The sequence below is a fragment of the Bacillus cereus group sp. MG16 genome (assembly GCF_040459875.1).
GTDB classification, from domain to species: Bacteria; Bacillota; Bacilli; order Bacillales; family Bacillaceae_G; genus Bacillus_A; species Bacillus_A paranthracis.
This window is the reverse complement of the sequence record NZ_JARVHE010000001.1, coordinates 2145467-2166735: the sequence shown is the minus strand read 5'-3', so window position 1 is coordinate 2166735 and position 21269 is coordinate 2145467. Positions and strand designations below refer to the sequence as shown.

Here is a 21269-nt window from a genome sequence, read left to right as displayed (position 1 = left end):
CTTATAGCTGCATACCCATACGAAAGAAGTAGAATTTGATTTTTCCTATGTATGAAATTGGTTTTTCATGGAAAGATATATTAGTATGTATGCAGTTGAAACACTCTATTTATTAGAGTTGGACAGGAGGAGAATGAATATGTCTGATATTGAAGTTGGCGAAGTGTTTACTCTTAGTGATGAGAATAACGAAGAGCAAGAAGTAGAAGTGCTTGGAGCGATGGATGTCGAAGGTGCTGAATATATTGCAGTTGCCTTTGTTGAAGACATTCAAACAGAAACCGAGGAAGACATTGATATTTTCTTTTTAAAAGTAGAAGAAGATAGTGAATTCTCATATATTGAGAATGACGAGGAATTTGAAAAAGTATCTGCTGCATTTGAAAAGATTTTGGATGAGCAAGAGCAAGAATAGAAATGAAACACAAGAGGACGGATGCATATCCGCCCTCTTTTTATTTATCACGCATCCAAAGACTTATGTAGTAATTCCAGTACATCTTTCATCACAAAAGGACCGTCTATTTTCACATGCTCAGCAAATTCAGAAACGAGACGTAATGTTTTTACACTCTCGACCGGATGCTCGCCTGATGCACTTTCAGCAGAAAGCATAACGGCATTCGTTCCGTCCAGTACAGCTTGAAACACATCCGTTACCTCAGCCCTTGTTGGAATAGAATGATCTACCATAGATTGAAGCATTTGTGTCGCTGTAATAACATATGTATTCGTTCGATTGCATTCCTGAATCATCATTTTTTGCAAGAGCGGAATAAATTGAAACGGTAACTCAACTCCTAAATCTCCCCTTGCAATCATGATTCCATCTACTTCTTTACATATATCTTGAAAATTCTCGATCGCTTCCATCGTTTCTATTTTTGCAATTAAATTAGGTGACGTTTCTTTATACTGTTGTATAAAATCTCGTATTTCTTTTATATGACTAGGTTTTCTTACGAAAGAACATGCGATAAAATCAACACCTTCTTCTAAAAGAAACTGAATATCTTTTTTATCTTTCTCTGTAATAGCTGGTAAACGAACGATTGCGCCTGGTAAGTTCACCCCTTTATGAGATGAGATATTACCACCTGTTTTCACCTTCGTTTCTATTTTATCCGTACTTACTTTCTCAACGATTAACTCAACTTCACCATCATTAACTAAAATTCTACTTCCGACTTTCACATCATTCGCGATTCCTTCATAATCAACACTTGCTTCCGTACTACTCCCTGTAACTGGTTGCGTATGCAAAATAAAAGAATCTCCCGCCTGAAGTGTAATTTGTTCTCCTTTTATTTCACCTAATCTTATTTTAGGACCTTGTACATCGCCTAAAATTTTAATAGAATCATCTAACGATTTCACTAAACGAATGATATCTTTATGACTTTCATGCGTCCCATGTGATAAATTTAGCCGAACAATTTTCATACCATTGCTTATTAACTGCGCTAACGTTTCTTTATTATTACTTGCTGGCCCAATTGTACAAATTCGATCGATTGTCATTTTTATCACCATCCTTTTTCATTATGATTCCCATAAACCTTCATTACACTCTCAACATAAAAAAAGCCTACTCCCACAAGTAGGCTTTTAAAACTACGAAAGTTTTGTTAATAATTGATTTAAATCTTTTTTCGTTTTCGTCGTTAAGGACTTCATTTTAGTAATATCTATCTTTTCTTTCTCCGCTCCTACAATTAACGGATACATACTTTGTCCAATTGTTTTAGATTCAGCTGGGTGTGATGTTTCTAACTCTTTCTCAATTACATCCCACTTTGCATTAATTTGTTTTCCAAGTTTATTTACTGTTTCTAATTTCGGATTAGCAGCTAATTGCTTGTCTAAGCTATCAATTAATGCCGCAACTTCTTTTACATTTGTTTTCACCGCTACGTTTTTCTTCGGATCTTTCGTTGTTTTTCCGTCTGAGTTTGTACTTTGATCTGTTGTTTTCCCGCTAGTCGTTTGATCATTCGTCTTTCCTGTCGTCTCTTTTTCTTTTGTTTTTACATTCTCGTTTTGAGCTGACGTTTTACCGTTACTTTCTGTTCCTGATGATTCTTTCGTGTTTTTTGCATCTTTATCTGTTTTTTCGTTGGAAGAAGTATTTGTTTCTTTGTCAGTATCTTTCGTTGTTTTTGACGTTTCATCTGTACTTGTCGTTTTTACTTCTCCTTCATTTTGCGCAGTTACTTGCTCTTTCTTTTCTGTTTCTTTATCTGCTGACGGACTACAAGCTGCCATAGTAAGCATTGTACCAATTGTTATCGATGCGATAGCGACCTTTTTCATTTTCATATAAATCCCCCTATGTTTACGTTTTTATCCTCCCCTTTACGATTCGATTTCCCCTTAAAAAATCCCTTTTCATACGAATTATCATTTTTCCGACAGTAATCTTCATAATAATACGTACAAAAACTGATAAATCAATTTGAATATTCGAGTTTCTTCTACTTCATTTTTCTGCTCGCAAGCAAAAGAAAAAGAGTATATTGTCACATGAAGAATTCCGATCCTCATATGACGATATACTCTTCTATCAAATTTTTATCTTTCTTGACATTTTATTTATACAAAAAAATAAAATTTTCTTTCGTTTTTTTGTTTCTCAACAATTGTTAACATAATATATTTATGAGTACCCACCATTCGAATGAATAACTTGCCCAGTAATCCATTTCGCTTCTTCACTGACTAAAAAAGAAATTAAGCGTGCTGCATCCACCGGTTCTCCTACTTTACCTTGTGGGAACTTCCATATTAAATGATGCTTCAGCTCCTCTGTAATCCATCCTGTATTCGTCGGTCCTGGATCAACAGCATTCACTGTAATCCCCTTCTCCATCGCAACTGGTGCTACTGATTTTGTAAATGCTTCAATTGCCCCTTTCGTTGCTGCGTATGCCAGTTCATCAGGCATTGGCCCGAGTGACTGTCCTGAAGTAAGGTTAATAATACTTCCACTCGCCTTGCTTGCATAATGTTTTATAAATAATGAACTTAATAAAATAGTAGCCCGAACATTAACCGTATAATGTTTATCTAACTGTTCTACATTTAATTCCTCAATTCTCGTATGAGTAGCATACGCTGCATTATTAATTAAAATAGATGGATCACCTAACCGTTCTGATACCATATAAAACAAACGATTGGGCGAATACGACTGCGATAAGTTGATTTCTGCCATTTCACATCGAACACCGTAACTTTCAATCTCCTCTTTCAACAAAAAGGGCTCTTTGTCATGCATTCCCCACGGCATCGCTTTATCATACTGAGACCAGTACGTGAAAAAAATGTCTATTCCTTTTTGAGCAAGCACCTTGCATACAACTGCACCAATTCCATTCAGACGAGTGGCCCCTGTTACAATTGCTATTTTCTTCACCTTTTCTCCTCCACCTATGGATAAATCCTCTGCACGAATACAGAGGATCTATCTTTTTATTCAATATTTGACAATATACGTTCTGCACCTAATTTTAAAATTTTAATAAAGATATAATTTACAATCGTAAACATTACAAATAAAACGATAAACATAACCCACAGTCCCACTTGAAGGAAGAAGTATAATAGACTTACTCCCGCTACAATAACTAAAGCTATTAAAATATTAGCTAAAAAATTCCACAAAGTTGTATAGCGACTCTTAAATAATTTCTGCTCTGTATCCCAATGTATATCTGCAGTTTGTGCATCCCAGCGTGTGCCGATTAAATTAATTAACAATAAACCGTTCGCACTTAATAAGAACCAAAGAACCATAAATACTGGAGAAATACCCGCTACAACTGCCATCGTAATACCGAACACTGCTAAAATAATTACATTAATTAACCAAGCAGTGATCGCTTTCGCAAAAAAGATATCCGAAGCTTTTACTGGTAAATAACGATTCACAAACCAAGAGCTTCCATCACGTGAGAATGAAGTTGTTGCGATGACGTTACTTCCCATTAAAAATAGAGAGGCACAAAGGCCAACACCAATTGCAAGTCCTGCTGATTTTGGATTATCAATATATCCCGTGATCCATTTTAAATTCCCATCTTGCACGAATAAAATGAAGAACAACATAATCGGCATAACGAAAGTTTGTACGATACAATTTAAGAAGAATTGTGGTGTACGGAATAACGTTTTAAATTCTTTTTTCACATATGCTTTCAAATGTGAACTTTGTACCGTAGATTTCTGTAAGCCTTCTGCTGAAATGACTTCTTTTTTTGCTGTACTCGTTGAAAGTCCAATAACCCCTTTTAAATATGTACGCTCTGCAATGTAATAAAACAACACAAAAAATACAAATGAAATAACTGCAAAGATTATTACGTATAAAGGACCCTTCCAATTTGCATTTTCTATTAATGCTACTGCTCCAAAATATGTAGTTGGAAAATAGTTTGTCATTTGTACTAAAAGAGAAGACTGGTTGTTTGCAAGGTAATCCGCAATTGCATCTTCAGAAAACGAACTTTTATTTTTCCACTGCAAAAATACGTTAATTCCTACAATAAATAGTATACTTACGATTCCAATAAATATATTTCCTCGGTCTTTATTTTTCGCTATATTTGTATACCTCATAATAACTGTCATCAGTAACGAAGCTAGTACTAACGGCACAATTGGGAAGAGTAAGTAAATAAAAATCATATATATGTAATATGTAATAAACGCGCCACTTTTTAAACCGTACGTAATAAAGATTGGTAATAAAATAAATGAACTCATTACGTATTGTGTAATTAATACCGTTAAAAATTTGGCTGAAATAATTTGCGCTGGTTTTAATGGTAATGGTAATAACATTTCAATGTCATTGCTGTAGTAAAATACAGTTAAAATGTTCGTAATACTCATTAAAAATACCCATATACTCGCAATCGCAAGTCCCATTGCGATAATCATTCCTGGATCTTGCCCTAAATGTATCATTCCCTCATACATTGCATGCGTGATAGAACCAAACAGTAAAAAGCCGACAAATAAAATAGCTGCAAATGAAAATACGTACGCCCATCGCTTCTTCTTATCTGTTATAAAATCTGCATAATTTAATTTCAATAATACTTTCGTTAACGTCCAAATTTTACTCATTGCCCGTCATCTCCAAGAACATTTTTTCAAGTGATTCATTGGATTTAAAATGATCTCTCATTTCATCTAAATTCCCTTTGAACTGAAGGTTTCCCTTATTAATAATCGCGACGCGGTCACATAATTTTTCTGCCACTTCTAATACGTGTGTAGAGAAGAATACAATCTTTCCTTTATCCGCATGTTCTCTCATCATTTCTTTTAAAATATATGCAGATTTCGGATCAAGCCCAGTTAACGGTTCATCTAAAATCCATACATCTGGCTCATGCACGAGCACACCAATAATAACAATCTTTTGTCTCATACCGTGCGAGTAACTTTGAATTTGATCCGATAACGCATTGTAAAGATCAAATTTCTTCGCTAAGGACTCAATTCGTTCTTGGCGTACTTCTTTCGGCACTTCATACATATCTGCCATAAAGTTTAAATATTCAATTCCCTTTAATCGTAAAAACATATCTGGACTATCTGGGACATAACCAAACGTCTTTTTCGCTTCCATCGGATTTTTCATAATATCTATACCGTTAATCGTAATCGTCCCTTTGTCCACCCCATGGATACCAGTAATCATCTTAATTGTCGTTGATTTACCGGCACCATTTGGCCCTAAAAATCCAAAGATTTCTCCGCTAGGCACAGATAAACTTAAATCTTTTACTGCATAGGTAGAACCATTATAACTTTTTGACACATTCATAATCTCAATCATTCCATCCAATCCCTTCCTTAATTACCAAATAACTATATTAACATTATAGCATACTTCTATTTTCAGATTTTTGTATTTTTCAGTTTTTAACCTTTAAAATAAATATACAGACCTAACCCAACGATTAAAACGACAGCTAGTATAATATAAATCATCGTAAGTCTTCTAATATTCCCCTTTGTCGCTTTACTATAATTTGCATCACCCTTTCGCCCAATTAACACCGTCGCGACTACAGTAATCACTACAAATAATACAACGATCATGATCCAATTTAGCATACCTTCCTCCCCCTCCTTACAACCATTTTACAATATTATCCTCTTTATTCCGCAGTATATTTCCTCTTTTTACTATTATTATGAAGCAAACTGGAAAACTATTATTACCATTCCTATCCATATGTCATATATTTATAACATAACGTGATTTATTTCTAACATGATAAGGAGGAACTATCATGAAAACAACTTGGATAAAATATTTAGGATTTCTTTCTTCGGTTTTCTTGGCTTTTTTTATGAAAAAGGATTGTTTACTATGTTTTGTTTCTTCTCCTTTTTCACCTCATATAGAACGGTTCGACACGATGAACTGTTTGAACAAATCATTAATAAATCGTGCCGCAATGCCTTTATCGTTACGTTACTAACTACCGCTATCATTATGTTTATTGAAATGTTATTTCCAAATCCGGTGCTACAAGAAATTGATATCGCTCTTATTTTCGGCACACTTATTCTTACGTTCGGATTCTCTATGTTCTTTTACGATAAACCAGTTGATGAAATGGAAGATGCACCATGGCGTTCGTAACGAAAATAAAAGAATACCGCGCCAAATTGAACATGACGCAAGAAGATTTAGCGAAACAAGTTGGTGTACGTCGTGAAACAATTAACCATCTCGAAAAAGGAAAATATAATCCTTCCTTGCAGCTTGCTCACGATATTGCGAGGGCACTTCATAGTACGATTGATGAAGTTTTTATTTTTGAGGATAAATAAAAATACCGGCATTCTTTTCACAAAGAATACCGGTATTTTTCATTTATACAACGATCACCCATACAAAACCGCATGAAATACGCCCAACAGTAAATATTGGTCTTCTATATAATCTTCATCGTATACATTCATCTCGATGTGATACATATCTTCCTCAAGACGAATATTCCAATCTGCGATTACATAGCCTTTTCGTAATAACTTTCCCATCCCAAAAGTAGTTTTATGAACAACAAATTCTTCTCTCTTATATGTAAAAGTAAATAAGAAATTTGCATCCAATAACTTTCCGTCACATACAAGTATTTCATGCTCTGCATCATGATTATCTTTATATGTTACTAAAATTCTTCTTTGACGCTGCCTACTTACATCCTTTGCAATGACGCGAATATTGCCCTTACTATCCTTTATTTCATAAATAATATTACTACCGACTTTCGGAATAAAATCTAGCACTCTCATCAACGTATTTTTATAATACCCCCGTACTGCTCCTATTCTGTCACTTCCATTGTAAACCTCAATAGGAACCGTGTCCGCTTTACTATCACACAGTCTTTTGTAAGAAAGCCGCATCACCCGCTCTCCTCTTAAGTACTGATCAAATGTCACAGGATATTCTAACGCGCGCAGTTCTTTATTTAACTCATATAAATAAAGCTGAACACTCTCCACTAATGCTGTAGTAGAAATACATTCCTGAACCTCAAATTGTTGCCAACTGGAAGAAACTCTCCATTGATTGTCCTCTTCATAGGAGAAACTAAGAATGATTTCTTCACGGTCAGGCGTTTCATAATTCATATGTACATTCTGTCCGTGTTGCACTTGCTCCATCCACTGTCCTAAATAAATACCGAGCTCTGCGACCTTCATACATGACTTTTGAAAAAATACGCTGTTACTCGCGTGAATCTTTACATCCCCCTCGATAAAGCCCTTTGAATAAGCATCATACCGCGGCTCATCTTTCTGTGGGATATTCTTGTCTAACTCAAATAAAAACGTTAACATCTTTCACTCACCTCTAGTTATTACACCGATCGTACCTATAAAATGAACGCAACTCAAATTATATCGACGATTTTGCCAATATATCTACCGTAACTTAAAATATATCAACGATTTTTTCGATATATCGACGATTCGACAAAGAATATCGACTTATCAACAAATATCGACACGATTAAAATGAAACTACCTTTTCTTCCGCCACTTCTACAAGTTCTAAAATTTGCAGCAGACTCTCCACTTCATAAGTCGGCTTAACACTTGCCTTATTCTCTTTCAAACTCGGATTATACCAACACGTATCAATGCCGTAATCTTCTCCGCCTTTCATATCAGAAGTGAGCGAATCTCCAACCATTAGTACACTTGATTTATCCGTAATCCCAAACTTTTCAAATGCATAATCAAAAATCTCACGTGCTGGTTTTTGATGACCAACCTCTTCTGAAATAATAATATGATCAAAGAAATTACATAAAGGCGAATTTCCGATTCTAGATTGTTGTACTTTTGTATATCCATTCGTAATAATACCTAACTTGCAATCTTGTAGATTCTCACATAATTGCACTGCACCTTCTATAAGATGTACTTCTTTCCCTAAGCTTTCAAGATATACGTCACTAAATTGCTGTGCATCTACTTCTATATTATGAAGTGCAAATAATTGTCTAAATCGATCTACCGCTAATTCACTTAACGTAATCATTTTATTTTCTAAATCTCTCCATAACCCATTACTAATCTCTTTATAACTTGCAAGATAATCAGTATACCCTGTAGGCATACCAAACTGTACAAACGCATTATGTAATGCGTGTCTTTCCGTTTCAGGGAAATCTAATAATGTATCATCTACGTCGAATAATATAACTTTGTATTTCATGATGTTCTCCTTAGTTCCTATTTTAAAAGCTTCGTTCTCATTGCTTATAAGTTTTTATATATTTCTTGATGAAGCGCTTTAACCCGCTCTTTATAGAATACACCTTTATCTTTTATTTTCAAATGTGCTATAAATAAGTTTGCTAGCATGACAGCTGTATCTAGTCTATAAAATAAACTAACGATATGAGGGGTAACATTAAAGATACTATCATTCTTATATCCATCTTTAAATTCATCCCAACTAATCTCATTAATTTCAGCTATTCTCATTAACTCCAGCAATGGATGACCAATTAAAGCGTTATCCCAATCAACTATTGCTTTAACTTCTCCATTATACCCGATTAAATTGGCTGGTCGAATGTCCATATGTAATAAGCATTTTACATGATCTGCTGTACTAAGAATATGTTCAATTGTTTTTGTATCTGGAAGTTTAATTCCACAGTTCGTAATTGTATTAAACCCTTCTATCCGTTTCACAATTCTTTCTGCTATATACTTACTAATCGGCTCTTTAATATTTTGCTCGTAATGCAAACCATCAATTGGCATGTTATGAAGCTTGCTCACTAACTCTCCTATTTTGTGCGCAGAAATTGGCATATGATCCGTATACACACAATCCGAAATTAAAAAATCAAGTTCGGCAGAAAGATGCAATCCATGTATCTTTGGCACCGAAATACCTTTTGAATGACAATACTTAGAAAGCTCTGCTTCCTTTTTCAATGAAATTCGACTATTAAATAAATCTTCATTTATATTTTCTACTTCTCTTTCCCACGGCACTCGAAATGCCAAAGACCCCTTTTCTGAATCTCCTCGAAAAACAATATTTTGCACTCCCGTTCCAATCACCTTTAAATCCTGAACAGCTAATTCCTTATAATCTTGACTTAGTATTGTTGCTAGCTTTCCTCTTAACCCCTCTGCTTTTCCACGTGTATGAATCATTTTATCCCCCGATTCGTAAGTTCTTTTCATCCATTCTCTCTTCGTGGCACAACATCCTCATTAGCAAAATTATAACAACAATAAGAAAAGGAGGCTAATCCAATCAGCCTCCCTCCTCTTTATTTATCTTCTAACAATAAAACTTTCATTTGTTCTAACGACTCTTTCGTAAAGCCAAGTGCTTTTTCAGCATACGCTTCAACTGAACCATATTGCTTTTTCACTTCATCAATCGCAGCTTGTAAATACTCAGCACGTGCTTCGAACATCGCACCTAATATCGCTCTACTCTCATCGTTTTGTAGTTTTGCACCTAAAAAGGCCATCATTTTCTCGTTTAACTTTTCACGGAAACCGTTACTTAGTAAATAATCTTCCATTACTGTTTTCTCTGGTACACCTAGTAAAAGTAATAATAATGCTGATCCAAAGCCAGTACGGTCTTTCCCAGCTGTACAATGGTTTACTAACGGTAAGTTTTCCGGGTTTTGCGCTAAGTTTAAGAAGCTTACGAACGCCTCGTTACCACTTACGAAATCTTGATTCATTTTCACAAGGTATTCGCCTGGTTTCCCTAACATAGAAAGGTCACCAACTTGGAAAAACTCATTTATGTTCAAGTCTTTTGCTAAGTCTTGCATAACTGGTAAGCATACTTGACGAGCTCCTGTAATCTCAGGGTTTGGCTTATGCTTCACTTCAAAGTCTGTACGGTAATCGCAAATTAACTTTAAGCCAGACTTTTGTAAATACGCAATATCCCACTCTGTTAATCCTGCCAATTCTTCAGAACGGTATAATTTACCCCATTTTACTTTACGGCCTTCTGTCGTTTCATATCCTCCCATATCACGGAAGTTAAACGCGCCTTGTAATGGCAGTCTACGCTCAGCTACTGTCACTGCTTGTCCATTACTACCTACTAGCCTAAAATATGGACGCTCATTTTCGCTCGGGTTTTCAATTGTATATGATGATTCTCCATTTACCGTTGCAAGTAATTCTCCATTTTCTTCAATATGATCTGGCGAAGTACTCCAGTAAATGCGAACTTCCTCTATATTATTTTCCCACTTTATTTGTAACGTATTATCTTCATTTCTTTCTACAGTTGCTTGTAACCAATGTCTTTGCTGCTCCATTCTTTCACCAACGCTTTCTCTTATAATCAAATCTTACTCTATTTTATTATAGGAATATCTACTTTGTCGTTCTCATTTTTCTTTTTATCTTACAAACACGCAAAAAGTTCTTTTACTTGTTCAAAATTTGTACATGGATTCCCTCGAAATACGTATGCGATTTGTTCATTACCGAGATTTTCATATACAACTGTTCCGCGATTAGGGTGCGAATAAAACTCTAACCCGTTTATAATTTGTTTTGGGCCATAGTTCATTATCCATGAAGAAACAGGATAATACGCTTTGTTTTTATGTCTACAAACCCAAAGTGCATATAGTTTATTAACTTCGTCCCAGTATACATACTGCATTTCGTCATTTCCGAAACCGACCGATTCGAGTTTCCAACTTAGCTTTTCATGAATTGACAATTTTACATAGGATACGTCATCTGGAGCATTCCACTCTCTACATCTTCCTATCTCGCCCATTTCACTTCTCTTCGCTTGAAAGCTTAATAAGTGAAATGGTGTATGTAATATCGTTTTCCCAAGCTCCATATTTACTGGTTGTAATTCAAATAGAAATCGTTCCATTTCGTCTTGGTTTATATATCCATGATCAACAGAAATTTCAACTTGTGTTTTCCATATAGATGTAACGTAACTTTCTTTTCCTTTATAATTTATACCTTTCCAATACACAAGCCCTTTATATTGAAAACAATCTCCTTTTGCTTGAGAAATACAGCTATCCGGAAATACTGGTTCCATTATATCGAGAAAAAATTCCTTTACTCGAAACATCCCAGTTGGAGTAACAACCTGAAACCAAAAAGTTCCCCACTTTTCACCTTCATAACGTTCTGAAACTTTTTCAACATTCCAGCCTTCTAACAATACATTTGGATACAATAACAAGAATGAATGCATGGATTGCTTTAACATATATAGTCCCCTCCCGCTATACGAGTTCGAGAGTATACATCATTCATCCTCCTAAAACTTTCTCACATATCTCTCAGTTGAACTAAGCAGCTGACATCCGTTATTTTCAAAAATATCCTTCATCCACTCATTTTGTACATTTGTCTCACCGATATAATAAGATGCTCCTATTTCTTTTAATACAAATATTGCTCCTGTAAAGAATGCTGCTTCGTATCCTTTATTTCGCATGTTTGGAGCGACTGCGAAATACATAAGTTTTCCTTCTTCTAACGTCCCCTTTTCAATATGTGGGATTACAATTCCGATCGGCTCTTCATTAATACTCGCAGTTAAACAATGTTCTTTCCATTGCTCTCCAATTTCTTGTAGCATCATATTTACAAATTGATCATAAGTGACTTGTTCTTCTGTCATCTCGTTCCAAAGTGAATAAAAAGCATCTTCACCAACTTCTTCAATCAACTTAAAATCAATTTCACTTTCTACATCTTCTACTTCATATATATCCTTAAATACAATCATGTTTTCAGTAACATATTCAAACGAATACGTTTCAAAACATTTTTTATACATATTATAATTGGGGCTTTTCGAAGAAATCTCAAAATGTAAGTTTTCAATTCCCTCTTTTCCAGCCTCAACAACGCAATATTGCATCATTTCCTTTAATTGCTCTTCTGTAAAAACTTCTGCATTATTTTCTTTTATCATGATTGAAGAAGCATTTCTTCTTATTTTAAAATGTTTTTCTAACTGTTCTATAGTCTTCATATTCTTCCCTCATCTATGTCATACTCGAATTTCTACTTGTTCTCCTTGCATGAGCAGGATTGTCCTTGAATATATAGAATACTAGAAAACATCGCATCTTTAAAGTGCGGAGGAGGTTCTCCATTGGATATTACAGCATTGCAACAACAGTTAGAGCTTATACAACAAAATGACTATACGCAACTACAACATATAGATATTAATGAATTAACTTTGAACATGCTTCAGTTTATCGGAACGACTGATAGTTACGTTCGTTATCAACTTATATATAAATGTTTTGTGCATTTTATTCATCATGAATTTCTTATGGATGATCAACTGAAATTACTGTTGCAAACTTGTTTAAGTGATGAATATTTATATTGTGACATATACTCCCCGCATTCAGATGGGGTTTTCACACGTTCTTACACTGTTTCGTTAATTGCGTTAATACTCCAATTCGCTAATTCGCACTACTTTTGTACGGAGGAGGATATTGAAGAAATAAAAAACAAACTCATTACATACACAAACTTAGAAACAGATTTCCGAGGCTATATTGAAAATAAAGGATGGGCTCATTGTCTTGCTCACGTATCTGATGCCTTTACGGAAATTGTTCATAATACGTATACAACTTTTGAATGGTATGAAGAGTTAATTCATTGTTTATTAAATAAAATCTTCATTCCATCTGACCTTTTTCATAATAACGAAGATGAACGCATCGTTACTCCTTTACTAGCGATGTTGTATCATGACTTTCCGCAAGACGAGTTAATTTCTATTATTCATAAAAAAATAAAAAGGCTTCCCCAAATTAGAAAACGCCTTTCGTTAAATGAATATTGTATTTTATGTGCCAACATTAAAACCTTTCTACGCACTTTATTTTTCAGAACGAAAGATGATCATAACTTAGCCTTTACAGCACGGAAAACAGAAAGAATGTTAAAAGAACTTCCTAATTATTATTAGCTATAAGGAGAACAACTATGGGGTATATCGAAGACATGAGAAATTTAGTAGGAAATCATCCACTGATTTTAATAGGTTCACACGCTATTATAGTAAATGAGAAAAATGAAATATTATTGCAGCTCCGTACAGACTTCAACCGCTGGGGCATCATTGGCGGCGCCTTAGAATATAACGAAACGTTAGAAGACGCTTTAAAACGAGAAGTATATGAAGAAACTGGACTTATTATTAAAAATCCAGAACTATTCCGTACATATTCAGGACCAGATTTCTTTCAAATCTACCCAAACGGCGATCAAGTACACGGTGTACTCGTTGTTTATATTTGCCGAGAATTTCACGGTGAGCTTGTATGTGATCAAACAGAATCAAAAGAATTACGTTTCTTTCCGCTTGATGAATTACCTAGTACTCTTCGTCCAGTTATTGAGGGGATTCTTCGCGATTTTCATCACTCCAATTAAAGATAAAAATAAAACAGCCTCATCTCCCGTCATGATAATGCGAAATGAGGTTGTTCATGTTAGATCGTTATCTCAATCTGATTTCCTTCAGGATCACTTACTACACTTTCATAGTAACCATCTCTTGTAGTTCGTGGGCCGTTTAACACAGGGTATCCTGCTTCTCTTAATGTATTCGTTAATTCGTTCACCTTTTCTTTACTACCTACAGAAAAAGCAATATGTGCATATCCTATTGTTTCTGTTTGTAATGCATCATCTAACCCTACCCGCTTCATAAGTTCTAGACGCGCACCACCTTCAAAAGTTATAAAATAAGATTTAAATTGCTTTTTCGGATTGTGATATAAGCTATTTTCTTCGCCACCGAAGTACTGTTTATAGAAATCACGCATTCCTTCTAAATCATTCACCCAAATTGCTACATGTTCAATTTTCATAATCGACACCTTTTCTTTTATGTTATTCAACTGACAATTGGATGCTTCATTGCCAGGACATTTAATTTTCTTTATTCGTTCTCGTAATCATAAGATCAAGTCCTAGACTTTTTAATCCATATAAATAATCTTCTTTCCAATTACTCACTGTTATTTTCGGAATATGTTCCGCCGGAATGTACTGCGGACAAGTTTTTACAATTTGATCTATAACAAATTGATTCACTTCATCATCACAGAAGATAAAGGCATGAGGGTTAATAATAGCTATACATGTAGCGATTAAACGAGTAATAGCATCTATATTATATTCCTCTGGATTATTCGAATCTTCACTTCTCAAAACTTGCAAGAAATTTTTATTATTATACTGCGGGACGAAAGATATCTCTCCTGAGAAAAATGTGCTTCCGCGTACGACATCTCCATTTATCATAATACCTGCACCTGGACCATTTTGACCGGAATACAAATATACAAGAGAGGAATTATCATAGTTTCCAGTGTTTTTATAATAACCAAGCACTGCAGCATTCATATCGTTTTCTATTACTACTGGTATAGAAAACTGTTCCTCCAAATGACTTTTCAAATTAAAATTTTGGAACTTTTCATATCCAGGAATATAAAAAATACGACCATTATCAACCGAACCAGGCACACCAATTGATATAGAGCTTATTTTCGGGAAGGTAGCGATAAGACCTTCAATATGTTTAGATAATAGATTTACGCCCTTATCAATTAACATACTTGAAGTACTCCCTTGTTCTTTTACTTCCCCTAAACAGTTGAAAATTGTATAGTTTGTTTCATTTTTTTCTAAAAATATCGCTAAACCTAACATATATTCTGGATTATATTCATATCGTTTCGCTCTTCTTCCGCCACTTGAATCATCTAAACCAGCTAAAGTGACTTCACCGTCTTGTTTCATTTTTTCTATAAATTTACTTATCGTTGGAAAACTAATTTCTAATGTATCACTAAGCTCAACTTTCGTTGCACTGCCTCGCTCTAAAAGAACTTTACGAATGCCACGAAGGATTGTCTCTTTAATCGATTTTTGAGTAACAAACTGTTCACTCAAATCGCTCACCACCTTAATCAACATACTTATTAAACCTTTTTAATAAGTTGCGTTGACAATATATCATACATCATTTTCTAAAGCAATAAAGATAATATATTTCTACTAGCAGTATTCCGAATGCTTCCCCTAGTATACTTAAAAATTGTGTATAACCGATGATAGCAACTTACAGCAAACGAGAAAACCGGCAAAACAAATAAGAAAAAGAGCGTTTCAAGAAGTAAGTAATGTCTTCGTACGATTTTTCGCACTATTTTTCTTTATATGAAACATCTTTCACCTTTTCTATACGATACGACATCTGTTTATTCATGCACTCATAAAAAACGATTTCTATAAGTCTATCGTTTTAATAACTTTAGCTGGGTTACCTCCAACTACTACATTATTAGGTACATCTTTTGTCACAACCGCCCCTGAAGCAATTACAGCGTTGTCCCCAATTGAAACACCAGGGTTAATAATAGCGCCCCCGCCAACCCAAACATTGTTACCAATCTTTACAGGCTTTCCATATTCTTTGCCAGAATTCCGCTCTACCGGGTGTAAAGGATGTGTAGCAGTGTAAATGTGGACACCAGGTGCAAACATACAATGATTACCGATTCGAACTTCACAAACGTCTAAAATCACACAATTGAAATTTGCGAAAAAGCTCTTTCCAATATGGATATTGTAGCCGTAATCACAACGAAAATCAGGATTAATTTGCGCTTTCCCATCAGCTGAAGAACCTAAAAGCTGATTTAATAATGTAAAACGCCTCTCATCTCCTGTCTCCATCGCCTCGTTATAAAGGCGTGTTAAACGTTTTGCCTCCACCCTATCAGCTACTAATTCTTCGTCATCCGCGATATACATTTCTCCCGCTAACATCTTTTCTTTTTCTGTTTTCATAGAATCATCTCCTTCGTAATCAAATGAACCCTACTTATTAAACATCTTTATTAAGTGACTTTCATTATACTTATTAAACATGTTTAATAAGTAACCCTATAGTAGCATACTTTTTAATATGTGCAACTAATAAGTTTGAAAAAGAAATGCGAACTCCTTACTTCACCTAATGATATTACTCGGTGGCATTTAACTAATATAATGCACTATACATTTATGAATGAGCACACCAATATGCAAATCAATTGTTAATAAAAAAGAGATTGACCCAAAAGTAGCTGAATAGCTACTTGGGTTAACCTCTTTTATTTATTATCCCTATTTAACTCTTGTACAATATCCCTTTTTCCTATTCTATTAGCAAAAGGGATAAAAATAATAAGGACTATTCCAAACATCCCCGCTATTACCGTTACGATAAGTTTGAAATCAAAAAATAAAGGTGTACGATCTATTATACTTACCATATAGGTTAATAATGCTCCTATAACAGCCCCTAGTACGATTCCAATAAGTACATATAAATTAACTTGCGTCAAAATAATTTGTACAATCCCTTTTTTCTTAACTGTTATTGCTCGTAAAATAGCAAACTCTTTTCTTTTAGATTGAATATTATTTATAAGTGTATTACATACCCCTAATGTTACACTAAACAAAATTACTACAATAACAACGATGAAAATGGACCACCTTTGCTGAAACATTAAATTAGATTGCTTTAACGATTGAGTATAACTACTTATTTTTAATTGTGGATATTGACCTTTCACTTTCTTTAATTGCTCCAACGTCTCTCTCTCATTATTTGAACTAATAAATGCACGCTCAAAAACTGTATAATCTTGTTTATATGTTACATTACTCCAATCCATAAGCACCGAAGGAGAATTCGGTAGCTCATTAACAATTAATCCAACTTCTACCTTACCAATCGGTCTAACTTTTTGTTCTTGTTCTGAAAATAGACCCAATTGAACGATATCGCCTACATGAAGTTTATACCGCCCCGCTAACTCTTCTGTAACAATTATACTATTCTCCAAATTTGCAGGTACTTCTGGCAGTAACCCTTGCTTTTCCATTTCTTTCAAATCACCTAAATTATAGTCAAAAGTAATATATTTTTCACCTTGCTTTAATTCTGCCAGTGAGGTCGTACTAATTGTACTAGCTCCTTTTATACTGCTTATTTCTTTAAATATATTTTGTATAAGAGATGAGGTAATTGTTGAATCATTATTCAAACGATTTTCCACAACAATATGTGTTGGAAATTCTCGTTGTAAATATCTTTCATTATTTTTTTGCATCGTTTTAAATATAGTGGACCCGAAGACAACTATCACCATCATTGTACTTATCATTAAGATAACAAATGTATTTTTTCTTACTTGCGGAATTACATTTTTAATAGCAACGAATGTATTCCTTCCAAATATTTTTTTCATTATAGATAGACATGCTATTAATATCGAAGAGAGATAAGTCGGAAATAAAATATATACTCCTAAAACGAGAAATATAGCTCCTATTACTATCACTATTGCCTGCGTATCTCCCGTATTTGCTACAAATCCACCTAAAACAGTTAAAAAGATGCTACTCATTAAAAGGAATTTCCCCATCATACTGCGTGTTTTTTTATTAGAAAAATCCGATTCTTCATTCTCCCGCATAAGCTTTACTGGCAATATTTTCGAACTTCTGTATGAAGGATATATCATAAACAATTCAATGAAAAAGATACTACAAATCACTGTTACAATTGCTATTTCATAGTCAAAACTTATTGAATTAATTTGAAAAGCAAATACACGCTCTAGCCAACTTTGTAAAAAACGATTACTTATTACAGGTAGTAACAAACCAAATATTCCACCAAAGAAATTAATTACACTACATTGAATAAATATAACTTTAAACAGTTGTTTCGTTGTTGCTCCCATTGATCGCATAATAGCAAATTGACTTTTATATTTATATAAAAATACTTCAAAATTAGACACCAACAATAACGCAGTAATAATAAGTATTAATGTAGATAAAACGATTATAAAAATATGTAATGATGCTAAATTACTTTTTAAAAACTCGTCTTCCTCCGCAATATCGATTCTTAATTCTTTGTCTATTTTATGAATTTCACTAGACAATGCTAGTACATCTGCATTCTCTTTTGCTTTTATTAACAAATAAGTAGCTTCATTGTGTTTACCCGTTTTTTCATATACGTGCTGTTTCACCGCACCTTCAGATAAAATAAGTATATCTGGAGCTGAACCTCCAGCTTCTATATCAGGCAACACTTCTTTTACTACATATGATTTATTTTCGATTTCAATCTTTTCCCCAACTTTTACTTGTAAAGTTTCTGCTAATCCATCATTTAATGTTACTTCCTCATTTGATAGATTTTTAGAGAAGTGGTATCGACTTTTAGATAACGAATCATTTTGAACACCTACTGTATAAATAGCTGTATCCAACTTATTCACTTGCAAATGATTTACTAATACTTTTGACATGTACTCAACATTTTCTTGTTCTTTAATATTTTGTAGTAAAGATTTATCCATCAATTTATTTTGATCAGGGTTATATCCAACAGATAAATCCATATCTCCATATACATTTTTCACTTCATTTATAACAGACTGCTTCGCATGACTCGAAAATACAATCATCGTAACAATTAGAGAAACGGCCAACATAACGCTAACGATAGAAGAAATAGCAGTAAATTTATTCGTCTTAAAAAAACGTAAACTTAATCCTCGTACTGATTTTATCATTTTGATTTCCTCATTAATTTTTTGAATTTATCTAAAATGATATTCATATCATTTACTCCATGAGAACATATATGATCATCAACAATTTCTCCGTCATGAAAGAAGAGAACCCGATCTGCATACGTAGCAATGTGAGGATCATGAGTAACAAGAATCATACTTTGATTAAATTTTTGTTTCATATCAACTAGTACCCGTAAAATATCATTAGACGTATTGAAATCTAAATTTCCAGTTGGTTCATCTGCAAGGACGATTGGAGGAGATGTTATTAACGCCCTACCAATTGCAACACGTTGTTGTTGTCCCCCAGAAAGCTGCACTGGTCGATGATTTTTCCAATTTACTAAACCTAGAACACCTAATATTTTATTTGTTTTTTCTCGTATCTCCTCTTCTGAATCAGCTGATAATATGAGGGGTAACGCAATATTTTCTTCTACAGATAAATCCTTTAATAAATGAAATGACTGGAATATAAATCCTATGTTATCCCTTCTGTACTCTGTCGCATATGGTTCAATGAACATATTTTCAGGTACTTCACCATTTACATAGATAACCCCCTCATCAGGCTTATCTAGAGCACCAAGAATGTTTAGTAATGTACTCTTTCCAGATCCACTCGTTCCCATTATGGCAAGGAGTTCTCCTTTATTTAACTCCAAAGATACATTTTGTAACGCCCTAACATTTGTATCTACACTCTCATATGTTTTACTTAAATCTTGAACTGCTAACACAACTTCACTCATCTTTATTCACCTCAACATGATTAAATGTTATTTCCTCCATTAGATTAACTTGAATTAAAATTTTTTCTTTTAGATTACTAGGTGGTACAATTTCTGTTCCTATTTGAATGAGCAACATTTTTAATTCGAGAATTGTAACCATTTTTACCCCTCCTCACTCTATATTGGTAACAAATTGAAATTTCGTTCGATTTTTTTGTGAAAAAATAAGGGAACGCTTAACGTCCCCCTTCAAATCCAATCCGTTTTTTAATTCCCACCAAATTTGCCTTCGCGATTTCTCTTGCCCGTTCAGCACCTTTTTCCAACGCTTCATATAATAAATTCGGTTCATTCATATACATAGCATATTTCTCACGTGGCCCAGCTAATTCACGGTCTACAACGCGGAATAACTCTTTTTTCACATCGCCCCATCCGATTCCAGTCTCATATTTTTCACGTAACGACTGCATTTCATCTTCTGTCGCAAATTCTTTATATATTGTATATAACGTTTCTAGTTCTTTCGGTTCATTTGGAAGTGAAGAATCTGTTTTGATTTTAAATATTAACTTGCGTAGTTTTTCTTTCTCTGCAAATAATGGGATCACATTCCCGTAACTTTTACTCATCTTTCTTCCATCAAGCCCTGGTAATATTGCACCCTCTTCTTGTATGACATACTCCGGAAGTGTAAATGTCGTGCCAAAAGTATGATTAAAATACGTCGCAATATCACGCGCAATTTCGATATGCTGAATTTGATCTTTTCCAACGGGCACATGAGTAGCTTGAAATAATAATATGTCAGCCGCCATTAAGATCGGATACGTATATAACCCCATATTCACACCAGCATCTACCTCTAACCCTGCCTCTTTATTTTGCTCTACTTTCGCTTTATACGCATGAGCACGGTTCATAAGCCCTTTCGGAGTTAGGCAAGCTAATATCCAAGCTAATTCTAGAATCTCCGGCACTTCTGTTTGCCTGTAAAAAATAACATCTTCTCCAAGTCCAAGCGATAACCAAGTAGCTGCTACCTCTTTCGTATAACTACTAAACTGGCTCGGATCATGCACAGCATTTAACGCGTGATAATCTGCTATAAAATACAATGCTTTTCCTTCATTCTTCTTTGACATTTGCATCGCAGGTTTAATTGCACCAATATAATTTCCTAAATGCGGATAACCTGTCGGCTTAATTCCTGTTAACATTATTTTGTCACTCATCCTAACTCCTCCTTTCTCAAAATAAAAGAGCCCCTCCTCCTTAAAAAAGGACGAGAGACTCCCGTGGTACCACCTTAATTAGC

Annotated in this window: 23 protein-coding genes, 1 pseudogene and 1 other annotated feature (1 of these 25 cut by a window edge); of the genes and pseudogenes, 5 read left to right on the top strand and 19 right to left on the bottom strand. The window is 34.3% G+C overall.

Going from position 1 to position 21269, the window contains the following annotated elements:
- Positions 1-133: 133 nt before the first annotated feature.
- Positions 134-415, top strand: coding sequence for a DUF1292 domain-containing protein (locus QCI73_RS11120; protein ID WP_001997837.1), 282 nt, complete (start codon positions 134-136; stop codon positions 413-415).
- 47 nt (positions 416-462) lie between these two features.
- Here QCI73_RS11120 and QCI73_RS11115 read toward each other — a convergent pair whose 3' ends face one another.
- The 6 genes from QCI73_RS11115 to QCI73_RS11090 form a co-directional block, all read right to left on the bottom strand.
- Entirely contained in the window at positions 463-1533 is a 1071-nt protein-coding gene (locus QCI73_RS11115) for a pyruvate kinase (RefSeq protein WP_262725427.1), read from the bottom strand.
- 81 nt (positions 1534-1614) lie between these two features.
- Positions 1615-2319, bottom strand: coding sequence for a hypothetical protein (locus QCI73_RS11110; RefSeq protein WP_327922944.1), 705 nt, complete (start codon positions 2317-2319; stop codon positions 1615-1617).
- Positions 2320-2656: 337 nt separating this feature from the next.
- Positions 2657-3415, bottom strand: a complete 759-nt coding sequence (locus tag QCI73_RS11105; protein ID WP_318582353.1) for an SDR family oxidoreductase — start codon at positions 3413-3415, stop codon at positions 2657-2659.
- A gap of 56 nt (positions 3416-3471) precedes the next feature.
- Positions 3472-5130: a putative ABC transporter permease subunit gene (locus QCI73_RS11100; protein ID WP_353822919.1), complete on the bottom strand. Its 1659-nt coding sequence runs from the start codon at positions 5128-5130 to the stop codon at positions 3472-3474.
- Positions 5123-5848, bottom strand: a complete 726-nt coding sequence (locus QCI73_RS11095) for an ABC transporter ATP-binding protein (protein ID WP_000570055.1) — start codon at positions 5846-5848, stop codon at positions 5123-5125. Before QCI73_RS11095 ends, QCI73_RS11100 begins: the two co-directional genes overlap by 8 nt.
- 86 nt (positions 5849-5934) lie before the next feature.
- Positions 5935-6129 carry a hypothetical protein gene (locus QCI73_RS11090; protein WP_136445421.1) on the bottom strand — a complete coding sequence of 65 codons (195 nt, stop codon included), beginning with the start codon at positions 6127-6129 and terminating at the stop codon, positions 5935-5937.
- 179 nt (positions 6130-6308) lie between these two features.
- On the opposite strand from QCI73_RS11090, the pseudogene QCI73_RS11085 reads away from it, so the two are divergent.
- Together QCI73_RS11085 and QCI73_RS11080 are read left to right on the top strand one after the other, a co-directional pair.
- A pseudogene (locus QCI73_RS11085) lies at positions 6309-6664 on the top strand (DUF3796 domain-containing protein).
- A complete protein-coding gene (locus QCI73_RS11080) occupies positions 6652-6855 on the top strand; it encodes a helix-turn-helix transcriptional regulator (RefSeq protein WP_000896292.1) in 204 nt (67 codons plus the stop codon). The pseudogene QCI73_RS11085 and the gene QCI73_RS11080 overlap by 13 nt, the downstream one beginning before the upstream one ends.
- 54 nt (positions 6856-6909) lie before the next feature.
- Here the strand turns inward: QCI73_RS11080 and QCI73_RS11075 are convergent, their stop codons facing one another.
- From QCI73_RS11075 to QCI73_RS11050, 6 genes are all read right to left on the bottom strand, one after another.
- A complete protein-coding gene (locus QCI73_RS11075) occupies positions 6910-7872 on the bottom strand; it encodes a tubby C-terminal domain-like protein (RefSeq protein ID WP_353822918.1) in 963 nt (320 codons plus the stop codon).
- A gap of 172 nt (positions 7873-8044) precedes the next feature.
- On the bottom strand, positions 8045-8755 hold the full coding sequence (locus tag QCI73_RS11070) for a YjjG family noncanonical pyrimidine nucleotidase (protein ID WP_327922940.1): 711 nt from the start codon (positions 8753-8755) through the stop codon (positions 8045-8047).
- A 44-nt stretch (positions 8756-8799) separates the two neighbouring features.
- Positions 8800-9744: a phosphotransferase family protein gene (locus QCI73_RS11065; RefSeq protein WP_353822917.1), complete on the bottom strand. Its 945-nt coding sequence runs from the start codon at positions 9742-9744 to the stop codon at positions 8800-8802.
- A gap of 89 nt (positions 9745-9833) precedes the next feature.
- Positions 9834-10856: a tyrosine-protein phosphatase gene (locus tag QCI73_RS11060; RefSeq protein WP_000437784.1), complete on the bottom strand. Its 1023-nt coding sequence runs from the start codon at positions 10854-10856 to the stop codon at positions 9834-9836.
- Positions 10857-10945: 89 nt separating this feature from the next.
- A complete protein-coding gene (locus QCI73_RS11055; RefSeq protein ID WP_353822916.1) occupies positions 10946-11785 on the bottom strand; it encodes a hypothetical protein in 840 nt (279 codons plus the stop codon).
- Positions 11786-11836: 51 nt separating this feature from the next.
- The gene (locus QCI73_RS11050) at positions 11837-12559 is read right to left on the bottom strand and encodes a GNAT family N-acetyltransferase (protein ID WP_353822915.1); all 723 of its coding nucleotides are present in this window, start codon (positions 12557-12559) and stop codon (positions 11837-11839) included.
- 123 nt (positions 12560-12682) lie between these two features.
- Here QCI73_RS11050 and QCI73_RS11045 point away from each other — a divergent pair, with 123 nt between their 5' ends.
- Both QCI73_RS11045 and QCI73_RS11040 read left to right on the top strand, forming a co-directional pair.
- The gene (locus tag QCI73_RS11045) at positions 12683-13522 is read left to right on the top strand and encodes a DUF2785 domain-containing protein (protein WP_262725416.1); all 840 of its coding nucleotides are present in this window, start codon (positions 12683-12685) and stop codon (positions 13520-13522) included.
- A gap of 17 nt (positions 13523-13539) precedes the next feature.
- The gene (locus QCI73_RS11040; protein ID WP_353822914.1) at positions 13540-13989 is read left to right on the top strand and encodes an NUDIX hydrolase; all 450 of its coding nucleotides are present in this window, start codon (positions 13540-13542) and stop codon (positions 13987-13989) included.
- A gap of 59 nt (positions 13990-14048) precedes the next feature.
- Here QCI73_RS11040 and QCI73_RS11035 read toward each other — a convergent pair whose 3' ends face one another.
- The 7 genes from QCI73_RS11035 to QCI73_RS11005 all read right to left on the bottom strand — a co-directional run bounded on the left by QCI73_RS11035 (position 14049) and on the right by QCI73_RS11005 (position 21186).
- Positions 14049-14429 carry a VOC family protein gene (locus tag QCI73_RS11035; protein WP_353822913.1) on the bottom strand — a complete coding sequence of 127 codons (381 nt, stop codon included), beginning with the start codon at positions 14427-14429 and terminating at the stop codon, positions 14049-14051.
- Between the two features lie 61 nt (positions 14430-14490).
- Positions 14491-15519 (bottom strand): ROK family transcriptional regulator, encoded by a 1029-nt coding sequence (locus QCI73_RS11030; protein WP_353822912.1) that lies wholly within the window; start codon positions 15517-15519, stop codon positions 14491-14493.
- Positions 15520-15855: 336 nt separating this feature from the next.
- A complete protein-coding gene (locus QCI73_RS11025) occupies positions 15856-16419 on the bottom strand; it encodes a maltose O-acetyltransferase (RefSeq protein ID WP_353822911.1) in 564 nt (187 codons plus the stop codon).
- Between the two features lie 305 nt (positions 16420-16724).
- Complete coding sequence (locus tag QCI73_RS11020; RefSeq protein WP_353822910.1) at positions 16725-19214, bottom strand: FtsX-like permease family protein; 2490 nt, start codon at positions 19212-19214, stop codon at positions 16725-16727.
- A complete protein-coding gene (locus tag QCI73_RS11015; RefSeq protein WP_327922928.1) occupies positions 19211-19969 on the bottom strand; it encodes an ABC transporter ATP-binding protein in 759 nt (252 codons plus the stop codon). The genes QCI73_RS11020 and QCI73_RS11015 overlap by 4 nt, the downstream gene beginning before the upstream one ends.
- Entirely contained in the window at positions 19962-20111 is a 150-nt protein-coding gene (locus QCI73_RS11010) for a hypothetical protein (RefSeq protein ID WP_327922927.1), read from the bottom strand. The genes QCI73_RS11015 and QCI73_RS11010 overlap by 8 nt, the downstream gene beginning before the upstream one ends.
- Before the next feature lie 76 nt (positions 20112-20187).
- A complete protein-coding gene (locus QCI73_RS11005) occupies positions 20188-21186 on the bottom strand; it encodes a tryptophan--tRNA ligase (protein ID WP_353822909.1) in 999 nt (332 codons plus the stop codon).
- Positions 21187-21229: 43 nt separating this feature from the next.
- Positions 21230-21269, bottom strand: a binding site (T-box leader) (it continues 169 nt past the right edge of the window).